Genomic DNA, 21,734 nt, shown 5'->3' with positions numbered 1-21,734 from the left:
ATGGAACGCATCGGACCTCCGCTGGCCGGAGGCGAACGAGAGACCCTGCGGGCATACCTCGACTTCCATCGCGCCACCCTCGCGATGAAGTGCGAGGGCCTCGGCGACGAGGAGTTGCGCCGGAAGTCCTCCCCGCCGTCCACCCTGTCGCTGATGGGGCTGGTCCGGCACATGGCCGAGGTGGAACGGCAATGGTTCCGGCGGACCGTGGGCGGGGCCGACGTCCCGCACGTGTGGTCCGACCGGCACGACTTCCAGGAGGCCTACGACGCGACCGGCGCCAGCGGCGCGGAGGCCTTCGCGGCGTGGGAGGCGGAGGTCGCGCACGCGCGGCGCGTCGAGGCCGGGGCGGAATCCCTGGAGGTGACGGCGTACGTGCCGAAGTGGGAGGCGGAGGTCTCGCTGCGGGTCGTGATGCTGCACATGATCCACGAGTACGCGCGCCACAACGGCCACGCCGACCTGCTGCGCGAGGCGATCGACGGGGTGCCGGGGCCTGACCGCCCCCGCCCGTCAGGCCCCGGTGGTGTGCAGGTACGGGGTCGTCACCCCGAGGACGCCGAAGCCCAGGCGCTCCAGGATCGGGCGGCTGTCGTCCGAGGCGTCCACCTGGAGATACGGGATCCCGAGACCGGCGGCGATCCGGGCGCGGTGCGCGACCAGCAGACGGTAGATGCCGCGCCCGCGCCATCCCGGGATCGTGCCGCCTCCCCACAGGCCCGCGAACGGCGTGCCCGGCCGCATCTCCATCCGGGCCGCGCTCACCGGGGTGTCGCCGGCCATCGCCACCACGGCCGCGATGGTCTCCGGCTCCTCGCGCAGCAGGGTCAGCATCAGGTGCCGGATGCGCGGGCGCTCGACGCCGAAGGCCCCCGCGTGGACCGCCATCATGAGGTCCACGCCCGCCTCGTCGGTGACCGCCCGCAAGGTGATCCCCTCCGGCGGCTCCACCGACAGCCCCGCCAGGTCCGCCGTCCGCCCCACCATCAGCGTCTCGGGCGGCTCCGCGACGAAGCCCGCCGCCCGCAGCCGCTCCCCGAGGTCCGCCGGCCGGTCGTGGTCGTACAGCTTCCACTCGAACTCGCCGACGCCCCGCTCGCGGTAGTGCGCCACCTGGGCGGCGATCTCCGCGTCGGCGTCCGTCCCGTCGAGGTCCGACCAGAGCACGCAGTTCCAGCCGTCGGCGGCCGCCGTCTGCCGGACCACCGCACCCGCCCGCTCCACGCGGGCCCCGGCCGAGTCGGCGCGCGCGCCACGGCGCATCCGCGCGTCGTACTCGGCCCGTACCCTGATCAGTTCGTCGCGATCCATCGTCATCGTCATCGGGGCAGCTCACCAGCCGTCCGCCCCCCGGCACAACTGCATTAGCCTCACCCCGTGAACGACGAAGCGCTCATCTACACCGGCAAGGCCACCCCCGACGCGGCCGCCGACCGCGGCTGGCTCCTCGGCCACTTCAAGCGGCCCGGCGACGTCCGCCACAGCGAGGACGTGGAGATCAAGTGGGGGGTCCATCCCCGGGGCGAGGAGCGCGCCCAGTGGGTGACCGGCGAGGAGCGCACCGCGCTCCAGGTGCTGATCAGCGGCCGGTTCCGGCTGGAGTTCCCCGGCCGCACCGTGGTCCTCGCCGAACAGGGCGACTACGTGGTCTGGGGCCGCGGAGTCGACCACTCCTGGTACGCCGAGGAGGACGCGGTCGTCCTCACCGTCCGCTGGCCCTCGATCCCCGGCTACCGCGCCGACGCGTAACCGGGCCCGGGCGTACCGCCACACACCTGTGACGATGCACACGAAACGGACCAACGATCTCCCATCGCTGCGATCGTGGACCGAATCGAGGTGTGGTCCGGCGGCGGATCGGCCGATCGCCTGCGGGTCCGGCGGTTGATCATCTAGGTTCACCAGAGTTCAAGCGTTCAAGCGTTCAAGCGTTCTTGCGTCGGGCGTTCTCCCGGTGAAGATCCGAACCACCAGGGAGCACGTTCGTTGGCAGCAATCGCACGGTGGTGCATGCGGCACCGCCTCGTGACCGTCCTGCTCTGGCTCCTCGCGTTCGGCGCGACCGCCGCTGCCGCGGGTGTCGCCGGACCGGCGTTCTCCAACGACTACGAGGTCCCCGGGACCGAGTCGAGCAAGGCCCACGCCCTGCTCCGCGAAGGCTTCTCCGGCCGGGGCGGCGACACCGACACCATCGTGTGGCGCACCCCGGACGGCCAGAGCGCCCGCACGCCCGCCGTCGAGCAGCGGATGACCAGCGCCCTCGACACCATCGCCGCGCTCCCCGGCGTCGGATCCGTCGCCGGCCCCTACGGCCCCAACCCCGAGGCCGCCGCGCGGATCAGCCCCGACGGGCGCACCGCCTACGCCGTCGTGACCTTCGACGAACAGGCCGACTCCGTCCCCAAGGCCCAGGCGCGGGCGGTCGTCGACGCCGCGAAGAACGACCGGACCGAACAAGACGGCCTCCAGGTCGAACTCGGCGGCCGCGCCATCGGTCTCACCGAGGCCCCCACCGCACACCTCGCCGAGGTCATCGGCGTGGGCATCGCGGCCCTGGTCCTCTTCCTCGCCTTCGGCTCCCTCGCCGCGAGCCTGCTGCCCATCGCGACCGCCCTGGTCAGCGTCGGCACCGCCTACTTCGGCATCACCCTGCTCGGGCACGCCATGCCCGTCGCCGACTTCGCCCCGATGCTCGGCACCCTCGTCGGACTCGGCGTCGGCATCGACTACGCGCTGTTCATCGTCACCCGGCACCGCAAGGGCCTGCAACGCGGCCTGCCCGTCGCCGAGGCGGCCGAGAACGCCGTCGCCACCACCGGGCGGGCCGTGGTCTTCGCCGGGGCGACCGTCTGCATCGCGCTGCTCGGCATGCTCGTGCTCCGGCTGAACTTCCTCGACGGCGTCGCCCTCGCGGCCTCCCTCACCGTGGTCCTCACGGTGGCCGCCTCGGTGACCCTGCTCCCCGCCCTCCTCTCCTACATCGGGACCCGCGCCCTCTCGCGCCGCGAACGCCGCAAGCTCGCCGCCGAGGGCCCGGGGTCCGATACGCCCACCGGCTTCGCCGCCCGCTGGTCGGCCTTCGTGGAACGCCACCCCAAACCGCTCGGCCTCCTCGCCGCCGCGGTCATGACCGTCCTGGCGCTGCCCATGCTCTCGCTGCACCTGGGCACCTCCGACCAGGGCAACAACCCGGCCACCTCCACCACGCGCAAGGCCTACGACCTGCTCGGAGAGGGCTTCGGCCCCGGCATGAACGGCCCGCTCACCGTCGTCGCCCGCCTCGACGGAGCCGGCGACCGGATCGCCGTGACCCGGCTGGCCGACGAACTGCGCACCACCGAGGGCGTGGCCTCCGCCGGGCCGGTCGTCCTCAACCGGGACGGGGACACCGCCGTCGTCACCGTCGTACCGGAGTCCGCCCCGCAGTCCCGGGCCACGAGCGACCTCGTCGACACCCTCCGCCGGGAGGTCATCCCCGGAGCCGGCGACCGCGCCGCGATGGACATCCATGTCGGCGGCGTGACGGCCGGCTACGACGACTTCGCCGAGGTCATCGTCGGCAAACTGCCGCTCTTCGTCGGGGTGGTCATCGCCCTCGGCTGCGTCCTGCTGCTGCTCGCCTTCCGGTCCATAGGCATACCCCTCAAGGCGGCCGCGATGAACGTCGCCGCCGTCGCCTCCTCCTTCGGCGTCGTGGTCGCGGTCTTCCAGTGGGGCTGGGGGAGCGAGCCGCTGGGCCTGGGCAGCGCCGGCCCGATCGAACCCTTCCTTCCCGTGATCATGGTGTCGGTCCTCTTCGGACTGTCCATGGACTACCAGGTGTTCCTGGTCAGCCGGATGTACGAGGAGTGGCTGGAGACCGGTGACAACCGGCGGGCCGTCCGCGTCGGCCTCGCCGAGACCAGCCGGGTGATCAACTCGGCGGCCGTGATCATGATCTCCGTCTTCCTGGCCTTCGTGCTCAGCGGCGACCGGATCATCGCGATGTTCGGCATCGCGCTGGCGGCCGCCGTGGCCCTGGACGCCTTCGTGCTGCGCACGCTGCTCGTGCCGGCGCTCATGCACCTGCTCGGCGGCGCGAACTGGTGGCTGCCGGCCTGGCTCGACCGCAGGCTGCCCCGCATCAGCATCGAACCTCCGGAACGCCACCCACATGCGACAATTCCGGCGCAGCGGACCGGCGCGGACCCCGCCACGAACGAGGACGACGCCGCACCCGCCACAGCATCCCGGTGACGCGGCCGACCGCCGCGGAAGACCCCTGGAAAGGGCCGCATGTTCTCGATAGACCTCACCGACGAGGCCCAGCTGTTCCCGCTGGAGGTCCGGCACGCCGAGGAGTTCCTGGCGCACATCGACCGCGGCCGGGAGTACATCGGTGAGCACATCGCCCTCGCCGACGTCGTGCCCGACCTCGACGCGTCGCGCGCCTTCCTCGCCTCCTACGCGCAGAAGGCCGCCAGCGACACCGGCCGCCTCTACGGCATCCGCCTCGGCGGCACCCTCGTCGGCGGCGTCCTCTTCCGGACCTTCGACGCCGCCACCGGCACCTGCGAGGCCGGCTGCTGGCTGGAGCCCCCCGCGGCCGGCCGCGGCCTGATCACCCGCGCCTGCCGGGTCCTGATCGACTGGGCCTTCCACGAGCGCGGCATGCACCGCGTGGAGTGGCACGTCTCCTCCGCCAACAAGAAGAGCCTTGCCGTCGCCGAGCGCCTCGGGATGACCCGCGAGGGCGTCCTGCGCCAGACCCACCCGCACCGCGGAGTCCGCCAGGACACCGAGATCTGGGCGGTGCTCGCCGACGAGTGGCCCCCGGTCCGCCCCGCCTGATCCCTCCCGCCGCGGAGCCGCTTCCGGCCCCGCGGCGGGGCGGTTTCCGGGCAGGTCCGGGCGGCGCCCGAGCACTCTAAGAAACCTCTCAGAAACGCCGCCTACGGTGCCCAGCATGGACACCACGAAGACCTCTGCCCCCCTGACTCCCGAGGCGGACCCCGCCGAGCCCAAGACCCCCGCGCAGGCGGACCGGGCGGACGGGAGCACGCCGGCCGCGACCAAGGCCGACACCACCAAGGCCGAGACCGACGTGAGCACCTCCGACACCGAGACCCCCGCCGAAGCGGCGGCCGGCCCCACCGGCGAAGCCGACGACCTGGACGACCCGGACGGGCTCGACGACCCGGACGGCCTCGACGAGCCGCAGGAGCGGATCGTCGGCGGCGTCGGCGCCGCAGCCTCCGCCATCGTCGCAGCCGGCCTCGGCCTCGTCGCCCTCAGCGGCACCTGGGTCTCCCGCGTCATCGCCGAGCGCCAGACCCTCATCGGCCAGATCGAATCGGTCAACGCCACCAGCACCGAAGCCAAGATCGACGCCCTGTACGGCGACGCCTGGCACCTGACCGCCCTCGTCAACGGCGTCGTCTCCACCCTCGCCCTCCTCCTCGCCGTCTTCGTCCTCGCCCGGCCCGCCTTCGGCGTCCCCGACCGCGTCCTGCCCGTCTGGATCCGCTCCGTCGCCTGGGCCGCCGTCGCCCTCGGCGCCCTCGGCGTCCTGCTCTTCGGCTCCATGTACTTCGACCTCCTGCTCCCCATGCCCAAGGCCGCCGGCTAAGCCCCCGCGAGGGCCCGCCGGCACCCCCGGGTGCGACATAGGCACGTCCTTGGTCCGCCTCAGGCGCCCCCGGCCCCGGACTAAGGCCCCCCGGCCCGCACAGATGCGGCATGCGCCCGATGTGCCGGCACCCCCTGGGAGGCGAATCTTGGATCACACCGAACGAGGTGCCCGAGAAACACCACCAGGGAGAACGAGATGTTCGAGTACGAGATGGCCCACGCCCGCCACACCGACCTGATCCGCGAGGCGGCCGAGTTCCGCCGGGCCCGCGAGGCGCGCAAGGCGCACCGCTCCTCGCGCGACAAGGACCCCGAGGGGCCGGTGAGAGGATCCCGGAGCCGCTTCGCCCGCGCCGCGTGACCCGCGCCGCGACCCGCGCGGACGGGCACGTGACGAGAAGCGCACCGAAACCCGGTGCCGCGCACCCGGACCCCTGTGCGATGCTCGGCGGCGTGGAGACCAGATCCGTCAGCCCGGTGTTCGTCGGCCGAGCCGACGAACTGGCCGTACTCACCGACGCCCTGACCCGCGCCGCCGGCCAGGAGCCGCAGGCGCTGCTCATCGGGGGAGAGGCGGGCGTCGGCAAGACCCGGCTCACGGAGGAATTCCTCAGCGAGGCGACCCGCCGAGGCGCGGTCGTCGCCGTCGGAGGCTGTGTGGAGATAGGGGCGGAGGGACTTCCCTTCGCCCCCTTCTCCACGGCCCTGCGCGGTCTGCACCGCCTGCTCCCCGAGGAACTGGCCGCCGCGGCCGCCGGCCAGGAGGACGAACTCGCCCGGATCCTGCCCGAACTCGGCGAGACCGCCCGGGGACCGCACGACGAGGAGAGCACCGCCCGGCTCTTCGAGCTGACGGCCCGGATGCTGGAGCGGCTCGCGGCCGACCGCACCCTCGTGCTCGTCCTGGAGGACCTGCACTGGGCGGACGCCTCCACCCGGCACCTGCTCGCCTACCTCTTCCGCGCCCTGGGCAGCGGCCGGCTCGTCGTCGTCGCCACCTACCGCGCGGACGACGTCCACCGCCGCCACCCCCTGCGCCCGCTCCTCGCCGAACTGGACCGGCTCCGCACCGTCGTACGGATCGAACTGCCCCGCTTCAACCGGGCCGAGGTCCGCCGCCAGCTCGCCGGGATCCTCGCCTCCCGGCCCGACGAGGAGTTCGTCGACTCCGTCTTCGAACGCTCCGACGGCAACGCCTTCTTCGTCGAGGAACTCGTCGCCTGCCGCGAGAACGACTGCCGCGCCGGACTCACCGAATCCCTGCGCGATCTGCTGCTCGTCCGCGTAGAGGTCCTCCCGGACGCCGCCCAGCGCGTGGTGCGGATCGTCGCCGAAGGCGGATCCACCGTCGAGTACCCGCTGCTGCGCGCCGTCGCCGGACTCACCGAGGACGAGCTCATCGAGGCCCTGCGGGCCGCCGTCGGCGCCAACATCCTCCTCGCCACCCCCGAGGGCGACGGCTACCGCTTCCGCCACTCCCTCGTCCGCGAGGCCGTCAGCGACGACCTGCTGCCCGGCGAGCGCGCCCGCGTCAACCGCCGTTACGCCGAGGCCGTGGAGGCCGACGAATCCCTCCTCCGCGCCGAGGAACGGACCATCCGGCTGGCCAGCTACTGGTACTGCGCCAACGACCCCGCCAAGGCGCTGCCCGCCGTGCTCGCCGCCTCCGTCACCGCCCGCTGCCGGCACGCCTACTCCGAGCAGCTGCGCCTGCTGGAGCGGGCGCTGGACCTGTGGGACAGCGCCCCCGAGGAGGTCCGGAGCCGGCTGCGCCCGGCGGACTACACCGAGGTGTACCCGCCCTGCGGCTGTGACCCCGCCGCCACCCCGCTCCACCGGCTCGACCTGGTCGCCGAGGCCACCGTCGCCGCCCGGTTCGGCGGGGAGCGGGAACGCGCCCTGAAGATGACCAAGACGGCGCTGCGGATGCTGGAGGACGGTCACGACCCGCTGCGCGAGGCCTGGTTCTGGACCGAGCGCTCCCGGCTGGTCGCCAGCCTCGGCCGGGGCGACGGCTGGGAGGAACTGGCCAGGGCCCAGGAACTCGTCAAGGGGCTGCCCCCGTCCCAGGTGCACGCCGACGTCCTCGTCCGGGCCGCGGGCTGGGGCATGCTCCACAACCCCGGCCCCGACAACCTCGCCGCCGCCGAACGGGCCGTGGCGTACGCCCGGATGGTCGGCGCCGAGGAGACCGAGCTCAACGCCCGGATCACGGTCGCCAGCATGCTCACCGACGCCGGGGAGCCGGAAGCGGGCTTCGCCGAACTGCACGCGGTACTGGAACGGGCCACCGAACTCGGCCTCACGGTGATCGCGGGACGGGTACACATCAACCTCAGCTCTCAACTCGAAGCGATGGGCCGGTCCCGGGAAGCGGTGGAACTAGCCGAACAGGGGGTCGAACTCGTCAGCAGGTCCCGGCTGTTGGACACCGAGGCCTGGGTCTGCGGCAACATGGCGGAGAGCCTCTACAACCTCGGCCGCTGGGACGAGGCCACCGAGGCCGCCGGGCGCACCCTGCGGGTGGGCCAGAGCGCCGCCCCGCGCGGCTCCGCCTCCGCACGGCTGGGCTACCTGGCGCTGGCCCGAGGTGAACTCACCGAGGCCGCCACCCAACTCGCCTCCGCACACGCCCACTTCGGCACCCACGACACCCAGCCCCAGCACCGGATCCCGCTCTACCGGCTGGCCATCGGCATCGCCGAGGGAGCGGGCCGCATCGCCGACGTCCGCGCCGAGACGACCGACGCCATAGCCGCCGGGTTCCCCCTCGGCCAGCACCGCTATGCCTGGCCCCTGCTGCTGGCCTCCGCCTCCGCCGAGGCGGACGCCCGGGGCCTGCCCGCCGCCGAAGCCGGCCGGACCGCCGCCCTGCGGATGCTGCGCGACGCCGCCCGGAGGCTGGCCACGCCCGCGCCCGTCTGGACGGCCCACGCCGACTACCTCAGGGCCGAACTGCTCCGGGCCGAAGGCCTGGACACCGTCGCCGACTGGACCGCCGTCGAGGCGGCCATCCGCCCGCTGGAGCGCCCGTACCTGCTGGCCCGGGCCGGACACCGGCTCGCGGAGGCCCGGCTGGCCGCCGGGTGCGACCGCGAGGACGCCGCCGACCTGCTCCGCGAGGCCCACGCCACCGCCGACCGGCTCGGCTCGCGCAGGCTGCGCGAGGACCTCGCCCTGCTCGCCCGGCGCGCCCGGATCCCGCTCGCCCCCGACCTCCCCCGGGCCGCGCCCGCCCCGGACAGCGACCCGGTCGAGGCCCTGGGCCTGACCAGCAGGGAACGGGACGTCCTGCGCCTGGTCGCGGCGGGCAACACCAACCGTCAGATCGCCGAGGAACTCTTCATCTCCCCGAAGACGGCCAGCGTCCACGTCTCGAACATCCTGGCCAAGCTGGGTGTGCACGGCCGGGGCGAGGCGGCCGCCCTCGCCCACCGGCTGAGGCTGTTCGTCCCGGTCGCCGGCTAGCTAGGCATCCACGCCTCGGACAAGCCGCTATTCCTCCGGCGGCTTGTCCACACGTATGAGCACCTTGCCGGACTCCAGGTCTATCGGGCCGCGCCCCGGATCGCCGTCATTCACATCGATCCGGGACAGCTCCAGCCGCTTCTTCTCCTCGTCCGTGTGCTTGCGGCCCGGATTGAACAGCTCCTCGATCATGTTGAACACCGCGCCCACCGTGCCTTCCGTCCCCCGCCGGGGCCCCGTCCGTTACCGCACCGTCAGTGTCAGAATCCTGTCGTCGCCCGACTCCGGCGACCCGCGCCCGTCCGTCTCGCTCGTGACCAGCAGCAATCTGTCGCCGCCGAGTGCCATCACGGTGCGCAGCCGGCCGTACTTCCCCGTGAGGAAGGCCTCCGGCTCCGCCACCGGAACCGCTCCGGCCAGCGGGATCCGCCACAGCCGCTCACCCTTCAGCCCGGCCATCCACACCGAACCCTGCGCCCAGGCGATCCCGCTCGGCGAGGCCTCGCCGGTCTTCCACACCGCGACCGGGTCCCGCAGGCCGGGTCTGCCGGCCTTCCCCTCGGCCTCCGGCCAGCCGTAGTTGCCGCCGGGCTCGATCAGGTTGAGCTCGTCCCAGGTGTTCTGGCCGAACTCCGCCGCCCACAGCCGCTTGTCCTTGTCCCAGGCGAGCCCCTGCACATTGCGGTGCCCGTACGAATAGACGACGGAATCCGCCTCCGGGTTGCCGTGCACCGGCTCCCCGTCCGGGGTCATCCGCAGGATCTTGCCGCCCAGCGACTTCTTGTCCTGCGCCAGCCCGGTGTCGCCCGTCTCGCCCGTTCCCGCGTACAGCATCTTGTCCGGGCCGAACGCGATCCGGCCGCCGTTGTGGATCAGGCCCTTGGGGATGCCCCGGAACACCGTGTCGGGAGCGCCCAGCTGCTGGCCCGGGTCGCGCTGCTCGTCGTAGCGCATCCGGGCGATGCGGTTGTCGGACTCCGTCGTGAAGTACGCGTACACCATCCGGTCCGAGGCGAAGCCGGGGGACAGGGCCAGGCCCAGCAGCCCGCCCTCGCCGCCCGGAGCCACCCCGGACACCCTGCCGATCGGGGTCACCTCGCCCGTGGACACCCGGACCCTGCTGATCGTGCCCTTGTCCCGGGAGGCGACCAGCAGGTCCCCGTCGGGCAGGGGAGCCACTCCCCACGGGGACTCCAGGCCCTTGGCGATCTCGCCCGACACCGTCACCGAACCCCTGGCCGGCGGCGCGGAGGCCGGCGGTGACCCGGAGGCCCCCGGCGAGGGCGCCCCCGCCGTGGGTGGTGGAGAGCTGCCGGCCGCCGGGCCCGCGCCACCGGTGGCCGGACCGCATCCCGCCGCCAGCAGGGCGCCACACCCCGCCAGCGCCGCCGCGGCCAGCACGCCCCGGCCCCGCGCGCCCCGCCCCTCGTACCGCCCCGGCCCGTACGACCCTCCGTACGCCTTCTGCCGCGTCCGTCCGTATCGCATCGCCTTGCTCCCCTCCGGTCCTGACGATCCTGCCCTTCATCCCTCTCAACAGCTCCGGCAGTTCACGAAGTTCCGTCACTCGTACACCCGATCGAGTGGTTGCCGGCCCGGCTCCGGCCCGACCGCGGCCCGGCCCGGGCTCAGTCCCAGGCTCCCACCGCCGCCGGCAGGGACGCGATCTCGGCCAGGTCCCCCGCCGTCAGCCGCACCTCCGCCGCCCGCGCGTTCTCCGCCGCCCAGTGCGCCCGCTCGGCCCCCGGCACCGGCACCACGTGCGGCCCCTGCGCCAGCACCCACGCCAGCGCCACCTGCGCCGCCGTCACCGGCACCCCGGCCACCTCGCCGTGCCGCAGCGCCACCCGCCGCAGCCCCGCCACCAGCTGCTGGTTCGCCGCCATCGCGTACGCCGTGAAGCGCGGGTGCCGGGCCCGCACGTCCGCCGACTCGAAACCCTCCCCGGGCGTCAGCGTCCCGGTCAGGAACCCGCTGCCCAGCGGCATCGCCGCCAGCACCCCCACCCCCCGCGCCGCACACCACGGCAGCAACTGCCACGCCGCCTCGGGCGACCACACCGACAGCTCCGCCTGCACCGCGGTCACCGGGAACACCTGCTGCGCCCGTTCCAGGTGCCGCAGCGTCGCCCCGTACGCCCGGTCCCCGCGCCGCCCGGCCCCCGGTCCGGCCCCCGCGCCGAGCGTGCAGAACCCCAGCGCCCGCACCTTCCCCGCGCTCACCAGCTCCGCCATGGCCCCCCAGGTCTCCTCCACCGGAACGTCCGGATCCACCCGGTGCAGCTGGTACAGGTCGATCACATCCGTGCGCAGCCGCCGCAGCGAGGCGTCGCACGCCCGCCGCACATAACCCGGCCGCCCGTCGGCCACCACGTGCTGTTCCCCGGCCCGCAGCCCCACCTTGGCCGACACGAAGGCATCGGCCCGGCGCTCCCGCAGCGCCCGCCCCACCACCAGCTCGTTGGTGTAAGGCCCGTACACATCGGCCGTGTCCAGCAGGTTCGCCCCCAGGTCCAGCGCGGCGTGCACCGTGCGCAGCGACTCCTCGCCCCGCCGCCGCGAAGGCGCGTACGCCCAGCTCATCGGCATGCACCCGAGCCCTATGGCACCCACTCTCAGCGGCCCCGACCCGATCGACCTGCGCTCCACCCGTGCGTCCCCCTCTCGGCCCCCGTGAACACGGCCCCGGCGAACAAACTAACGGCTTGATCCACATCCCTTCGCATAGCCTCCGGGTCATGACCACCGCGACCGGGGACGTCTGGCTCCCCTTCCCCGCCGACGAGATCGACGGCCTCCCCGACACGTTCCGCTACCGCCAGTGGGACGGCGAGGACGAGTTCCCCGCCGACCCGGCGCCCTGCGTCTTCTACGTCACCCCGTACATGAAGTCCTCCGAGGTCACCCTGCGCCCGCTGGCCGCGATGCCCGCCCTGCGGATCGTCCAGACGCTGACCGCCGGCGTCGACCACGTCCTCGGCGGCCTCGGCGCGCTGCGGCCCGGCGTACGGCTGTGCAACGCGCGCGGCGTCCACGACGCCAGCACCGCCGAGCTCGCCCTCACCCTGGTCCTCGCCTCGCTGCGCGGCCTCCCCGGCATGGTCCGCGGCCAGGACCGCGAGGAGTGGCGCGGCGGTTTCTACGAGGCCCTCGCCGACAAGTCCGTCCTGATCGTCGGCTACGGGTCGGTCGGCGCGGCCGTCGAGGACCGGCTGCTGGCCTTCGAGTGCGGGCGGATCACCCGCGTCGCCCGGTCGGCGCGGGACAGCGCCCACGGGCCGGTGCACGCCCTCGCCGACCTGCCGCGGCTGCTCCCGGACGCCGACGTGGTGATCCTCTCCACCCCGCTGACCGACGCCACCCGGGGTCTCGCGGGCGCCGGGTTCCTCGGCCGCATGAAGGACGGCGCCCTGCTGGTGAACGTCGCGCGCGGGCCCGTCGTCGACACCAAGTCACTGCTCGCGGAACTGGAGTCGGGGCGGCTGCGCGCGGCCCTCGACGTCACCGACCCGGAACCGCTGCCGGCGGGCCACCCGCTCTGGCATGCTCCGAATGTCCTGATCACGCCCCATGTGGGCGGCAGCAGCACCGCGTTCGAGCCACGGGCGAAGCGGCTGATCGCCCGGCAGCTCACCCGGTTCGCCGCGGGCGAGCCCGTCGAGAACACGGTGCTCGTCACGGAGTGACGGCCCGCCGGCGGCCGGCTGACGCCCGAGTGGCGGCGGAGCGACGGGAGATGCGCACGCTCCGCGTCCGCTCGCGTGCGCCCCGTGTTCACAACTCCCTTCGTGGTGACGGAGCGTAGAGAACCTATGTCCCTGAGTGACGAAAGTGGTGTATCGTCCGGAACAGGGGGCTGCGCCGCGAACGTCTGGCGCTGGGGAGTGATCGGACATTTTGGGGGGCGACGGGCGATGCACGGCCAATGGGCGAAGGATCCGATGCGGCAGAGCCGCCGGAGGCGACGATGGAGTGCGCCGAAACAAGCCAGCGAGGGGGGCCGGTGAGCGCCCCGGGGGCCGCGCTCCTGACCCGGCCGCCCGCCGAGAGCGGCGGCCGGAGCCTGGCGGCGCAACTGCTCCTCGCACTCATCTGCGGCGGATACGCCGTCGGAGCCGCCCTCGGCTGGGGCTCCAGTGAAATCGCCGAGATCATGGGCGACTTCGGGCTCAGCGCGGCCGGGATACTCGCAGCCGTCTCCTGCTACTCCTACGCCCGGTCCATCGACCGGCGTGAGCGCCCCGCCTGGCTGCTCTTCGCGTTCTCCTCCCTCATGGGCGCCTGCGGCAACGCCGTCTGGGGCTGGTACGAGGTGGTCCTCGGCGAACCGGTGCCCAAGCCCTCGCTCGCCGACTTCGCCTTCCTCTGCTTCGCGCCGCCCGCCATCGTCGGCCTGCTCGTCCTCGCCAAACGCCCCGTGACGCGCGCCGGGTGGGTGTGCCTCGGCCTCGACTCCTGGCTCATCGGCGGCTCCCTGCTCACCCTCTCCTGGAGCCTGGCCCTCGCCAACGCGGCGCGGACCGCCCAGTCCGGCGCCACCGGCAGCGTCCCGAGCGCCGCGATCTCCCTCGCGTACCCGCTCCTGGACATCGCGCTCGTCTCGATGGTCCTGGTGCTGCACTTCCGGCGCTCCGAGGGCAACCGCTCCGCCGTCAACACCGCCATCGCGGCCCTCGCCCTGACCGTGCTCAGCGACGCCCTGTTCACCTCGCCGCTGCTCAGCGACGGCTACCAGTCCGGACAGCTGCTCGACGCCGGCTGGTTCGCCGGCTCGCTGCTGCTCGCGTACGCGCCGTGGGGCGCCCGGCGGCTGCACCCGCTCCCGCCCGCCGCCCCGCACCCGCCCGCGGAGCGCCCGCACAGCCGCCCCATCACCGGCTCGCTGCCCGCCCTCACCCCGTACCTCGCGGCCGCCGTCTGCACCCTCGGGATCCTCTACAACGTCGTGGACGGCCGCAAGGTCGACCGGATGGTCGTCTTCACGGGGTGCACGGTCGTGCTCGCACTCGTCATCCGGCAGGGCATCATGCTGCTCGACAACATCGCGCTGACCCAGGAACTGGCCCAGAAGGAGAACCACTTCCGCTCCCTGGTCCAGGGCTCCAGCGATGTCATCATGATCGCCGCGCCCACCGGAACGCTGCACTACGTCAGCCCCGCCGCCGCCGGGGTCTACGGCCGCGAGGCGGAGGAGCTGGTCGGCAGCGAGCTCGCCTCCCTGATCCACCCGGAGGACCTCGGCCGCGTGGTCCACGAGGTACGCCGCTTCCTCGCCGCCCCGCCCACCGAGGAGCCCACCACCCGCATCGAGTGCCGGTTCAAGTCCGGCGGCGGCGAGTGGCTGAACGTGGAGTCCACCGTCAACCGCCACCAGGGCGGCCTCATCCTCAACAGCCGGGACGTCACCGAGCGCGTCCGCCTCCAGGCGCAGCTCCAGCACAGCGCCGAGCACGACCCGCTGACCGACCTGCCCAACCGGGCGCTGTTCACCCGCCGCGTCCGCCAGGCCCTGACCGGCCGCCGGGCCGGGGACCACAGCACCGCCGTCCTCTTCATCGACCTCGACGGGTTCAAGGCGGTCAACGACACCATCGGCCACCAGGCGGGGGACGAGCTGCTCGTCGAGGCCGCGCGCCGCCTCCAGGACTCCGTCCGGGCCGGGGACACCGCCGCCCGCCTCGGCGGGGACGAGTTCGCCGCCCTGATCCTCGGCGACGGCAGCCGCGACCGCAGCGCCCGCGAGTACCAGGTCCACGAGATCGCCGACCGGCTGCGCACCACCCTGTCCCAGCCGTACCGGATCGCGGGCAGTGAGGTCCGGGTCGCCGCCAGCATCGGCGTCGCCTTCGCGGACCCCGGCATCACCCCTTCGGACCTGATGCGCAACGCGGATCTCGCGATGTACCGGGCCAAGGCGGGCGGCAAGGACCGCGTCGAGCTGTACGCGCCGCAGATGCAGGCCGAGGTCGCCCGCAAGGCCGAGCTGGCGGGGCGCCTGCGCACCGCGCTCCATGAGGGGGAGTTCGCCCTGCTGCACCAGCCCGTGGTCTCGCTGGCCACCGGGGAGGTGACGGCGGTGGCCGCGCAGGCCCGGTGGCGCTCGGCGCAGGGGATCCTGTTCACCCCGGCGGAATTCCTCCGGGTGGCCGAACACAGCGAGGCCTCCTTCGCGCACGGCCGCGAGCAGGCCCCGGGCCGCGATGCGCGCGGCGGCGCGGGCCCGGGCGCGGGCGGCGCCGGTGGCGGCCCGGACACCGCGCGCGCCGCCGAGCTGGGGCGCTGGATCCTGGAGGAGGCCGTCGGCCATGCCGCCGAGCGGCACCGGGTCGGGCACGACGTCCCGGTCGCCGTCCGGATGACCGCCCAGCGGCTGCTGGACCGGGCCGTTCCGACGGCCTCCGTGGAAGCCCTGCTGAACCGGCACGGGCTGCCCTCCGGGGCCCTGGTGATCGAGCTGGCGGACAGCGACCCCAGAGTCCCCTTCGACGAGCTGGAGCGCCGTCTGGCGGCCTTGCGCCGGCTCGGCGTCCGGATCGCCCTGGACGGCTTCGGCAGCGGCTACGCGGCCATCAGCGCCCTGCGCCGGCTCCCCGTGGACATCCTCAAGCTGGACCGTGGCCTGGTCGAAGGCGTGGTCGAATCCGCCCGGCTCCACAAGATCACGGCCGGATTGTTGCGCATCGCAAACGACCTCGGCATGCAGTCCGTGGCCGACGGGGTGGATCTCCCCGAACAGGTGATGGCGCTCCGCGCGATGGGGTGCACCCACGGACAGGGGCTGGCCTTCTCCGGACCTCTCGACGAGTACAGGCTGCGCCGCGCGCTCGTGAGGAGTACGTTCCCAGTACCGGGCGGAGCGGCCCAACCCGCCTTGGCCGGTGGTTCCCCCGGGGGATCGATGGCCATCCGCAGAGGCTCACATAATGAGACGCCCGTCCCACCCACTTGACATCCACCTCCCGCCGGAGGGAGGGTCAGTGCCATGCGCACCCGAATTCTCGTACTTGGAAAGCGCGTCGGCTGAAGCTGGGTCCTGCACGGCCCCGCTCCACAACACCGACGCGCTCCCCTCGCTTGCCTCCTGGCACGAGGGGTTTTTTGTTGCACTGGCACACCGCAGAAACCTCGCAAAACCCTCAGCATCACACCTTCAGCTTCGAGAAGAGAATGCAGATGACCGAGCAGGCCACCGGGGCCCACCATCCGCAGCCGCGGCCCCGTTCCGGCGGAGCCCAGGCCGCCGCAGTTGAGCACGTCACGGGCGCGCAGTCCCTCATCCGCTCTCTCGAAGAGGTGGGGTGCGACACCGTCTTCGGCATTCCGGGCGGCGCCATCCTCCCCGCGTACGACCCGATGATGGACAGCAAGAAGGTCCGTCACATCCTGGTCCGCCACGAGCAGGGCGCGGGCCACGCGGCCACCGGATACGCCCAGGCCACCGGCAAGGTCGGCGTCTGCATGGCCACCTCGGGCCCCGGCGCCACCAACCTGGTCACCCCGATCGCCGACGCGCACATGGACTCCGTCCCGCTGGTCGCGATCACCGGTCAGGTCTCCTCCAAGGCGATCGGCACCGACGCCTTCCAGGAGGCGGACATCGTCGGCATCACCATGCCGATCACCAAGCACAACTTCCTGGTCACCAAGGCCGAGGACATCCCGCGGACGATCGCCGAGGCCTTCCACATCGCCTCGACCGGCCGCCCCGGCCCGGTCCTGGTCGACATCGCCAAGGACGCCCTCCAGGCGAAGACCGTCTTCAGCTGGCCGCCGACGCAGGACCTCCCCGGCTACCGGCCGGTCACCAAGCCGCACGCCAAGCAGATCCGCGAGGCCGCCAAGCTCATCAGCCAGGCCAAGCGCCCCGTCCTGTACGTCGGCGGCGGCGTCATGAAGTCCGGCGCGACCGCCGAGCTCAAGGTCCTCGCCGAGCTGACCGGCGTCCCGGTCACCACCACCCTGATGGCGCTCGGCTCCTTCCCCGACAGCCACCCGCTGCACGTGGGCATGCCCGGCATGCACGGCGCGGTCACCGCCGTGACCGCCCTGCAGAAGTCGGACCTGCTGATCGCGCTCGGCACCCGCTTCGACGACCGCGTCACCGGCAAGCTCGACAGCTTCGCCCCCTTCGCGAAGATCATCCACGCGGACATCGACCCGGCCGAGATCGGCAAGAACCGCGCGGTCGACGTCCCGATCGTCGGCGACGCCCGCGAGGTCATCGCCGACCTGATCCAGGCCGTCCAGGCGGAGCACACCGAGGGCAACGCCGGCGACTACTCCGCCTGGTGGAGGGACCTCACCCGCTGGCGCGACACGTACCCGCTGGGCTACGACCTGCCCGACGACGGCATGCTCTCGCCCCAGCAGGTCATCGAGCGCATCGGACAGCTGGCGCCCGAGGGCACCGTCTACGCGGCCGGCGTCGGCCAGCACCAGATGTGGGCCTCGCACTTCGTCAACTACGAAGAGCCGCGCACCTGGCTGAACTCCGGCGGCGCCGGAACCATGGGCTACGCGGTCCCGGCCGCGATGGGCGCCAAGGTCGGCCGGCCGGACCGCACGGTCTGGGCGATCGACGGCGACGGCTGTTTCCAGATGACCAATCAGGAACTGGTCACCTGCGCGCTGAACAACATCCCGATCAAGGTCGCGATCATCAACAACGGCGCCCTGGGCATGGTCCGCCAGTGGCAGACCCTGTTCTACAACCAGCGGTACTCCAACACCGTGCTGCACGCGGACGAGACCGGCCACGACACCGTCGGCTCCCAGCTCGGCGAGTCCGCCTCCCCCCGCAAGGGCACCCGCGTCCCCGACTTCGTCAAGCTGGCCGAGGCCATGGGCTGCGTCGCGCTGCGCTGCGAGGACCCGGCCGACCTGGACAAGGTCATCGCCGAGGCCAACGCCATCAACGACCGTACGGTGGTCGTCGACTTCATCGTCCACGAGGACGCCATGGTGTGGCCGATGGTCGCCGCCGGCACCTCCAACGACGAGGTCATGGCAGCCCGGGGCGTCCGTCCCGACTTCGGCGACAACGAAGACGACTGAGCCGAGAGAGCCGAGAGAGAGAACGCCCCACATGTCCAAGCACACGCTCTCCGTCCTGGTCCAGAACACGCCCGGCATCCTCGCCCGGATCGCCGCGCTGTTCTCCCGCCGCGGGTTCAACATCGACTCCCTCGCGGTGGGCGTCACCGAGCACCCCGACATCTCCCGCATCACCATCGTCGTGAACGTCGAGGACCTCCCGCTGGAGCAGGTGACCAAGCAGCTCAACAAGCTGGTCAACGTCCTCAAGATCGTCGAGCTGGAGCCGCACAACGCGATCGAGCGCGAACTCGTTCTGGTGAAGGTCCGCGCCGACAACGAGACCCGCTCGCAGGTCATCGAGATCGTCCAGCTGTTCCGCGCCAAGACGGTCGACGTCTCCCCGGAGGCCGTCACCATCGAGGCCACCGGCGGCGCCGACAAGCTCGGCGCGATGCTCAAGATGCTGGAGCCCTTCGGCATCAAGGAACTCGTGCAGTCCGGCACGATCGCCATAGGGCGTGGCGGCCGGTCCATCACGGACCGCAGCCTGCGCGCGCTCGACCGCACCGCCTGACCGGACTTCACGCCCCCCGCACCACCCGCTTCACCTCTCGCATGGCGAGACCAGGAAACCTCGATTCCGTTCCCCGCCGTACGGTGGGAGCAACACCAGCGCACCAAGGAGATATCCCAGTGGCCGAGCTGTTCTACGAGAACGACGCCGACCTGTCCATCATCCAGGGCCGCAAGGTCGCGGTCATCGGTTACGGCAGCCAGGGCCACGCCCACGCGCTGTCGCTCCGTGACTCCGGCGTCGACGTCGTCGTCGGCCTGAAGGAGGGCTCGAAGTCCAAGGCCAAGGCCGAGGAGCAGGGCCTGAAGGTCGTCTCGGTGTCCGAGGCCGCCGCCTGGGCGAACGTCATCATGATCCTCGCCCCGGACCCGCTCCAGGCCGAGATCTACGAGGAGTCCGTCAAGCAGCACCTGGAGGAGGGCGACGCGCTCTTCTTCGGCCACGGCTTCAACGTCCGGTACGGCTTCATCAAGCCCCCGGCCAACGTGGACGTCGCCCTGGTCGCCCCCAAGGGCCCGGGCCACCTGGTCCGCCGCCAGTACGAGGAAGGCCGCGGCGTGCCCTGCATCGCCGCCGTCGAGCAGGACTTCTCGGGCGACGCCTTCGCCCTCGCGCTCTCGTACGCGGCCGGCATCGGCGGCACCCGCGCCGGCGTCATCAAGACCACCTTCACCGAGGAGACCGAGACCGACCTGTTCGGTGAGCAGGCCGTCCTCTGCGGTGGCGCCTCCGCCCTGGTCAAGGCCGGTTTCGAGACCCTGACCGAGGCCGGCTACCAGCCGGAGATCGCGTACTTCGAGTGCCTGCACGAGCTGAAGCTCATCGTCGACCTCATGTACGAGGGCGGCCTGGAGAAGATGCGCTGGTCGGTCTCCGAGACCGCCGAGTGGGGCGACTACATCACCGGTCCCCGCATCATCACCGACGCCACCAAGGCCGAGATGAAGCAGGTCCTCGCGGAGATCCAGAGCGGCGAGTTCGCCAACACCTGGATGGCCGAGTACAAGGCCGGTCTGCCGAAGTACAACGAGTACAAGAAGGCCGACGAGGCGCACCTGCTGGAGACCACCGGCAAGAAGCTGCGCAAGCTGATGAGCTGGGTCGACAACGACGAGAGCTGATCGACCGCGACGGGGCCGGGACGGCGAGTCCCGGCCCCGCCGCGCATCGGCCAGCCAGGCCTGACCGGCCGGATCGGCGAGCTCCGAAAGCGCGGCTTGTCCACCCCGGCCAACCCCGGACGGGTGATCCTTCCGGACAGGCGGAATTCCGCACGGAATCCGCTACTACACTGCTCAACACAAACGCGTCAGGCCCACAGTGTCGTGCGTCTTCCACGCGGCTACCCCCTCCACCGCCTGCGGCCGTCGGGACGGCCGTCCGCACTGGACTTGTGAGGACCCACGTGAGCTCGAAACCTGTCGTACTCATCGCCGAAGAGCTGTCGCCCGCCACCGTCGAGGCGCTCGGGCCGGACTTCGAGATCCGGCACTGCAACGGCGCCGACCGCGCCGAACTGCTCCCCGCGATCGTGGACGTCGACGCGATCCTGGTCCGCTCCGCGACCAAGGTCGACGCCGAGGCCATCGCCGCCGCCAAGAAGCTGAAGGTCGTCGCCCGCGCCGGTGTCGGTCTGGACAACGTCGACGTCTCGTCCGCCACCAAGGCCGGCGTGATGGTCGTGAACGCTCCGACCTCCAACATCGTCACGGCCGCCGAGCTCGCCTGCGGCCTGCTCGTCGCCACCGCCCGCAACATCCCGCAGGCCAACACCGCCCTGAAGAACGGTGAGTGGAAGCGGAACAAGTACACGGGTGTCGAGCTCAGCGAGAAGACCCTCGGCGTCGTCGGACTCGGCCGCATCGGCGTCCTGGTCGCCCAGCGCATGTCGGCCTTCGGCATGAAGGTCGTCGCCTACGACCCCTACGTACAGCCCGCGCGCGCCGCCCAGATGGGCGTCAAGATGCTGACGCTGGACGAGCTGCTGGAGGTCGCCGACTTCATCACCGTGCACCTGCCCAAGACCCCCGAGACCCTCGGTCTCATCGGGGACGAGGCGCTGCACAAGGTGAAGCCGTCCGTCCGCATCGTCAACGCCGCCCGCGGCGGGATCGTGGACGAGGCCGCGCTGTACACGGCCATCAAGGAGGGCCGGGTCGCCGGCGCCGGTCTGGACGTATACGCGAAGGAGCCCTGCACGGACTCCCCGCTCTTCGAGCTCGACCAGGTCGTCTGCACCCCGCACCTCGGCGCGTCCACGGACGAGGCCCAGGAGAAGGCCGGTGTCTCGGTCGCCAAGTCGGTGCGCCTCGCCCTCGCCGGTGAGCTCGTGCCCGACGCGGTCAACGTCCAGGGCGGCGTCATCGCCGAGGACGTCCGTCCGGGCCTGCCGCTCGCCGAGAAGCTCGGCCGCATCTTCACCGCCCTCGCGGGCGAGGTCGCGGTCCGCCTCGACGTCGAGGTCTACGGCGAGATCACCCAGCACGACGTGAAGGTGCTCGAACTCTCCGCGCTCAAGGGTGTCTTCGAGGACGTCGTCGACGAGACGGTCTCCTACGTCAACGCCCCGCTGTTCGCGCAGGAGCGCGGTGTCGAGGTGCGCCTGACGACCAGCTCGGAGTCCCCGGACCACCGCAACGTGGTGACCGTCCGCGGCACCCTGTCGGACGGCCAGGAGGTCTCGGTCTCCGGTACGCTCGCGGGCCCGAAGCACCTTCAGAAGATCGTGGGCATCGGCGAGTACGACCTCGACCTCGCGCTCGCCGAGCAGATGATCGTGCTGCGCTACGCCGACCGGCCGGGTGTCGTCGGCACCGTCGGCCGCTTCCTCGGCGAGGCCGGCCTGAACATCGCGGGCATGCAGGTCGCCCGCGCCGAGGAGGGCGGCGAGGCGCTCGGCGTCCTCACCGTCGACGCCGAGGTCCCGGCGGGTGTCCTCGCGGACATCGCGGCCGAGATCGGCGCCGTCTCGGCGCGCAGCGTCAGCCTCGGCTGACCGGTCGCGAACACGGCGAAGGGCCCGGGGGAAACCCCGGGCCCTTTCGTCT

Annotated in this window: 16 protein-coding genes and 1 pseudogene; 13 read left to right on the top strand and 4 right to left on the bottom strand. The window is 72.3% G+C overall.

Annotated features, from left to right (window positions below; translation table 11 throughout):
* Nucleotides 1-495: pseudogene (locus IE248_RS01090) on the top strand (DinB family protein); the annotation flags it as partial.
* Between the two features lie 18 nt (nucleotides 496-513).
* Here the strand turns inward: IE248_RS01090 and IE248_RS01085 are convergent.
* A complete protein-coding gene (locus tag IE248_RS01085) occupies nucleotides 514-1,323 on the bottom strand; it encodes a GNAT family N-acetyltransferase (protein WP_373301443.1) in 810 nt (269 codons plus the stop codon).
* Between the two features lie 54 nt (nucleotides 1,324-1,377).
* Here IE248_RS01085 and IE248_RS01080 point away from each other — a divergent pair, with 54 nt between their 5' ends.
* From IE248_RS01080 to IE248_RS01055, 6 genes are all read left to right on the top strand, one after another.
* Nucleotides 1,378-1,749 carry a cupin domain-containing protein gene (locus tag IE248_RS01080; protein ID WP_008739771.1) on the top strand — a complete coding sequence of 124 codons (372 nt, stop codon included), beginning with the start codon at nucleotides 1,378-1,380 and terminating at the stop codon, nucleotides 1,747-1,749.
* Nucleotides 1,750-1,986: 237 nt separating this feature from the next.
* Nucleotides 1,987-4,236, top strand: a complete 2,250-nt coding sequence (locus IE248_RS01075; RefSeq protein WP_190029796.1) for an MMPL family transporter — start codon at nucleotides 1,987-1,989, stop codon at nucleotides 4,234-4,236.
* Between the two features lie 39 nt (nucleotides 4,237-4,275).
* Nucleotides 4,276-4,830 carry a GNAT family N-acetyltransferase gene (locus tag IE248_RS01070; protein ID WP_190029795.1) on the top strand — a complete coding sequence of 185 codons (555 nt, stop codon included), beginning with the start codon at nucleotides 4,276-4,278 and terminating at the stop codon, nucleotides 4,828-4,830.
* A 115-nt stretch (nucleotides 4,831-4,945) separates the two neighbouring features.
* Entirely contained in the window at nucleotides 4,946-5,608 is a 663-nt protein-coding gene (locus IE248_RS01065; RefSeq protein ID WP_073798347.1) for a hypothetical protein, read from the top strand.
* Nucleotides 5,609-5,806: 198 nt separating this feature from the next.
* The gene (locus IE248_RS01060) at nucleotides 5,807-5,971 is read left to right on the top strand and encodes a hypothetical protein (protein WP_158677331.1); all 165 of its coding nucleotides are present in this window, start codon (nucleotides 5,807-5,809) and stop codon (nucleotides 5,969-5,971) included.
* 80 nt (nucleotides 5,972-6,051) lie between these two features.
* Nucleotides 6,052-9,078, top strand: a complete 3,027-nt coding sequence (locus IE248_RS01055) for a helix-turn-helix transcriptional regulator (protein ID WP_190030047.1) — start codon at nucleotides 6,052-6,054, stop codon at nucleotides 9,076-9,078.
* A gap of 27 nt (nucleotides 9,079-9,105) precedes the next feature.
* Here IE248_RS01055 and IE248_RS01050 read toward each other — a convergent pair whose 3' ends face one another.
* The 3 genes from IE248_RS01050 to IE248_RS01040 form a co-directional block, all read right to left on the bottom strand.
* A complete protein-coding gene (locus tag IE248_RS01050; RefSeq protein ID WP_241845874.1) occupies nucleotides 9,106-9,270 on the bottom strand; it encodes a DUF6191 domain-containing protein in 165 nt (54 codons plus the stop codon).
* Between the two features lie 51 nt (nucleotides 9,271-9,321).
* A complete protein-coding gene (locus IE248_RS01045; protein ID WP_229895078.1) occupies nucleotides 9,322-10,566 on the bottom strand; it encodes a PQQ-dependent sugar dehydrogenase in 1,245 nt (414 codons plus the stop codon).
* 140 nt (nucleotides 10,567-10,706) lie between these two features.
* Entirely contained in the window at nucleotides 10,707-11,726 is a 1,020-nt protein-coding gene (locus IE248_RS01040) for an aldo/keto reductase (RefSeq protein WP_073772979.1), read from the bottom strand.
* Nucleotides 11,727-11,815: 89 nt separating this feature from the next.
* Here IE248_RS01040 and IE248_RS01035 point away from each other — a divergent pair, with 89 nt between their 5' ends.
* The 6 genes from IE248_RS01035 to serA all read left to right on the top strand — a co-directional run bounded on the left by IE248_RS01035 (nucleotide 11,816) and on the right by serA (nucleotide 21,682).
* Nucleotides 11,816-12,763, top strand: a complete 948-nt coding sequence (locus IE248_RS01035) for a 2-hydroxyacid dehydrogenase (RefSeq protein WP_073798350.1) — start codon at nucleotides 11,816-11,818, stop codon at nucleotides 12,761-12,763.
* Between the two features lie 317 nt (nucleotides 12,764-13,080).
* Entirely contained in the window at nucleotides 13,081-16,026 is a 2,946-nt protein-coding gene (locus IE248_RS01030; protein WP_100582743.1) for a putative bifunctional diguanylate cyclase/phosphodiesterase, read from the top strand.
* 224 nt (nucleotides 16,027-16,250) lie between these two features.
* Nucleotides 16,251-18,131, top strand: coding sequence for an acetolactate synthase large subunit (locus IE248_RS01025; RefSeq protein WP_190029794.1), 1,881 nt, complete (start codon nucleotides 16,251-16,253; stop codon nucleotides 18,129-18,131).
* Between the two features lie 31 nt (nucleotides 18,132-18,162).
* The gene (gene ilvN, locus IE248_RS01020) at nucleotides 18,163-18,687 is read left to right on the top strand and encodes an acetolactate synthase small subunit (protein WP_008739784.1); all 525 of its coding nucleotides are present in this window, start codon (nucleotides 18,163-18,165) and stop codon (nucleotides 18,685-18,687) included.
* 119 nt (nucleotides 18,688-18,806) lie between these two features.
* Nucleotides 18,807-19,808 (top strand): ketol-acid reductoisomerase, encoded by a 1,002-nt coding sequence (gene ilvC, locus IE248_RS01015; RefSeq protein WP_073798353.1) that lies wholly within the window; start codon nucleotides 18,807-18,809, stop codon nucleotides 19,806-19,808.
* A 284-nt stretch (nucleotides 19,809-20,092) separates the two neighbouring features.
* Nucleotides 20,093-21,682, top strand: a complete 1,590-nt coding sequence (gene serA, locus IE248_RS01010) for a phosphoglycerate dehydrogenase (protein ID WP_008739788.1) — start codon at nucleotides 20,093-20,095, stop codon at nucleotides 21,680-21,682.
* Nucleotides 21,683-21,734: the final 52 nt, after the last annotated feature.

It is taken from the genome of Streptomyces goshikiensis (genome assembly GCF_014650555.1).
Taxonomy (GTDB): domain Bacteria; phylum Actinomycetota; class Actinomycetes; order Streptomycetales; family Streptomycetaceae; genus Streptomyces; species Streptomyces goshikiensis.
This window is presented reverse-complemented; position numbering and strand designations above follow the sequence as displayed.